The organism is Streptomyces sparsus (assembly GCF_054776295.1).
On the sequence record NZ_BAAHCA010000790.1, the window covers coordinates 1 to 2,321 of the forward strand.

The window sequence follows — 2,321 nt, forward strand, 5'->3', positions numbered from 1 at the left end:
CAGCGGCGTGCCGCTGCCCGCGGGGACCGGCGGAACGGTACTGGTCACCGGCGGCACGGGCCTGCTCGGCGCCGCGGTCTCCCGCCACCTGGTCGTGGAGCACGGCGCCCGCGACCTGCTGCTGCTCAGCCGCCGCGGCGCCGAAGCCCCCGGCGCCGGAGACCTCGTGTCTGAACTGACCGGACTGGGGGCGCGGGTCACCGTGGCCGCCTGCGACGTGACCGACCGGCAGCAACTGGACGACGTGCTCGGCGCGTTGCCCGCCGATCGCCCGCTGACGGCCGTCGTGCACACCGCGGGGGCGCTGGACGACGGCGTGCTCCCGTCGCTGACGCCGGAACGGCTCAGCGCGGTGCTGCGACCCAAGGTGGACGCGGTGCTCGCCCTGTGGGAGGCGACCCGGGACGCCGAACTGTCCGCGTTCGTCATGTTCTCGTCGGTGGCCGGCGTGCTCGGCGGCGCCGGGCAGGGCAACTACGCCGCGGCCAACTCCTTCCTGGACGCGTTCGCCTACGAGGTCCGCGCACACGGCGTCCCGGCGGCGTCCGTCGCGTGGGGCGTGTGGGCGGGCCGCGACCTGTTCACCTCCGGCAAGGCGGGCCTCGCCCTGCCGGGGCTCGGGGAACTGCCCCCGGAGCAGGGGCTTCAACTGCTCGACGCGGCGTGGAACCGGCCCGGCCTCACGGTCGCGGCGCGGTGGGACCTCGGCGCCCTCCTGGAGCGCGCCTCAGCGGGGGAGGCCCCGGCCCTGCTGCGCTCCGTCCTGCCGCCGCCGGCCCGCCCTGCGGCGCGGGACACCCCCGCCCAGGCCTCGGAGCTGAAACACCTCGTGGCCGCGATGACCGACGAGGAGCGCGACACCGCGCTCGTCGGCCTCGTCCGCGACCACGTCGCGACCGCCCTCGGCCACTCCTCGGCGGACGCCGTGGACGCGACCGCCGACCTGAAGGGGCTCGGTTTCGACTCCCTGACCTCGCTCAACCTGCGCAATGCGCTGAACACCGCGACCAGGCTCAGCCTGCCGCCCGGTGTGGCGTTCGAGTTCTCCACGCCCACCGCGCTGGCCCGGCACATCAAGGAACAACTGCTCGCCTAGACCGACGTCGGTCCCGGACCACATTGGAGACACCTCACATGAAGGTAGAGAACGTCCATATCGACTCCGTGGGAGTCGCTCTGCACGAGTGGGCGAGCGCGGAAGCGGCCGTGGCCGACGGGCGTGTGGAGCAGGAGGTCCTGGACGCCAACGGCCTCACCGGGACGCACGTGTCGGGGGATGTGCCGGCGGTGGACCTGGCGGTGTCGGCCGCCAGGACCGCCCTGGAGCGCTCCAAGATCGAACCGGACGAGATCGCGGGCCACATCCACAGCGCCGTGCACTACCAGGGGCCGGAGGGCGCCTACCCGCCGGGATACATCCTGCGCGAACTGGGACTCGAAGGCCTCTCCGCCCTCTACCTGCAGCAGGGCTGCAACGGCATGCTGGGCACCCTGGAGGTCGCCATCGGGCAGATGACGGGAGTCGCCGAGGCGGAGGCCGTGCTGCTGACCACCGGCGAGAACTTCACGTCCCCGGACATCGACCGCTGGACGGGCTACGGCCAGTCCTACTTCCTCGGTGACGGCGGCGCGGCCGTCCTGCTCAGCTCCGAGGGCGGCTTCGCCGAGGTCCGGTCCCTGCACGCCGGGGTCCTGCCGGCACTGGAGAAGTGGCACCGCGGGGACGGCCCGCTGATCCTGCGGGGCGGGGCGGGCTCGATGGCCGACATGGCCGAACGCGCCGAGAACTTCACCAAGACGGAGATGTCGCTGTCGGAGACGCTGGAGAGACTGAGCGTCTTCGACCTCGCCGTCATCCACCAGGCGCTCGTCGACGCCGAGTTGAACGCCTCCGACCTGGCGAAGGTCGTGCCGATCAACATGGACGGGCGGATGATCGAATACTCCGTCATGATGCCGCTCGGCCTGCCCATGGAGAGGTCGGCCTGGGACTTCGGCAAGTCGGTCGGCCACGTGGGCGGCGCGGACGTCTTCATCACCCTGGAGCACCTGGTCCGCACCCGCGAGGTCGGTCCGGGCGACCACGTCCTGCTCATCTCGCAGGGCCCCGGCTGGCTCTGCACAGCCTGCGTGGTGACCCTCACCGACGTACCAGCCTGGGCCGTCTGAGCCCGGCCGCACCCCGCACGTCCGCTGCCCCCGACCGGTCCTCCCGGTCGGGGGCAGCGGACGCTGTTCAGTGCAGGGCCGGCGAACGGACGGGACCGTCCCTGGCGGTGCGGCGCACGGTGCCCCGCACCGGTCGGTACGCCGCCACGCCG

The 2,321-nt window shown here is 72.9% G+C and carries 2 protein-coding genes; both read left to right on the forward strand.

Translation table 11 applies throughout. The annotated features are described in order from the left end of the window. The coding region (locus tag ACYVE9_RS23400; protein WP_461029875.1) for a type I polyketide synthase at window positions 1–1,096 on the forward strand (1,096 nt) is incomplete at its 5' end. Window positions 1,097–1,134: 38 nt separating this feature from the next. After that, window positions 1,135–2,169, forward strand: a complete 1,035-nt coding sequence (locus tag ACYVE9_RS23405) for a ketoacyl-ACP synthase III family protein (protein ID WP_461029876.1) — start codon at window positions 1,135–1,137, stop codon at window positions 2,167–2,169. Window positions 2,170–2,321: the final 152 nt, after the last annotated feature.